Here is a 1,263-nt window from a genome sequence, read left to right on the forward strand (position 1 = left end):
CTGCGAAGATGGCTACCGTATGGTCTTGTTTATGTTCTGTAATCGTTTCTTTTTCGACGAAGTTATTGGTATTAGATAAACCAGTAATATTCCCAGAATTAGTAATGGAAATACTACTTCCTCCCGTTTTTGATTGTTGCGTGCTGCCTGCTGCATAACTGGTCGCCAAAATACCTGCACTACTGCCTTCGATAGTGGCATTTTCGCTGTTATCGATATTGATACTGCCTTGGAACATCGCCAGTATGCCTGCAGCTTCTGCTGTAGAGTTCGTAGTGGTAGCGGATACAGTTCCTGAATTTTGCAATGTAAAATTGCCAGTTACAGCCCGGTAATCGCCATAAATATATTGAAGACCATAAACAGTTGTAGCATCGCTACTGGCTGAAATAGTGCCCGAATTGTTAATGCGGGTGACCGCTGGTTGATAGTTTCCACTACCACTATTGCCAATACCGTCTGTGTTTCCTCCACCAGATAAAACATTTGCACCCTCATTGACGTTAATCGTTACAGTACTCCCTTTCGAGTTGGGCAATGTAGTGAGCGTGGTCGTATAACCATCTAAATTTGGTTGTTGTGTTGTTCCTGTACACGTGACTGTATTTGTGGCTCCTTCAATGCAAGCAGCCATCGCTGAATGGGTAAATAGTGCAGCCATTAAAAAGGCACTCGTTTTTACCGCTCCTCCGCCTGAATGTCTGCCAGCCTTAGTTAGTTCAGAAGCCACATCCCATAGCCCCGTTTTTTTATTACGTACTGTTTTGTAGATTTTATTCATTGGTAATTGTCTTTGAGTATTTTATGAGTCGAATTGAAATTTAAGTCAGCTTTAAAACAGCATGCTCAAAATATAGAGATAATAATCTTTTAGTCGATATATTAGCCGTGCGACTATGCCTAACGTCATGAGCAAAGTATGAATTTTATCATGGTAAATTCATAAGGCATAAAAATTATTTTTTTAAAATATGTATTAATACGCACAAACAAAGGCAAGAATGTCTTGATGAGAAAACAGCAAAACGAATAAATCAAAAATTAACTACACATCTCTAAGTTGAGGAATTGGTAGGTAGATAGATATTCAGTGACTGTAAAAAATTAAGCCTCTGAAAATTCAGAGGCTTAATTTAAAATTTTGGCGGAAGCGGTGAGATTATTAAAATAATATATCTATTTGATTATTAAATATAATAATAACATGATGTTCATTTAATCCTGTCATTCTTACTGTTATTTTAGCATCCATACCCGCCGCTG

At 37.8% G+C, this 1,263-nt stretch carries 1 protein-coding gene; it reads right to left on the reverse strand.

Annotation, left to right across the window (positions count from 1 at the left end; genetic code table 11):
- A partial coding sequence (locus A2F46_RS11625) for an ESPR domain-containing protein (protein ID WP_231867797.1) occupies positions 1-781 on the reverse strand: 781 nt, incomplete at its 3' end.
- Positions 782-1,263 lie beyond the last annotated feature (482 nt).

The organism is Snodgrassella sp. CFCC 13594 (assembly GCF_001590725.1).
Lineage (GTDB): Bacteria > Pseudomonadota > Gammaproteobacteria > Burkholderiales > Neisseriaceae > Snodgrassella.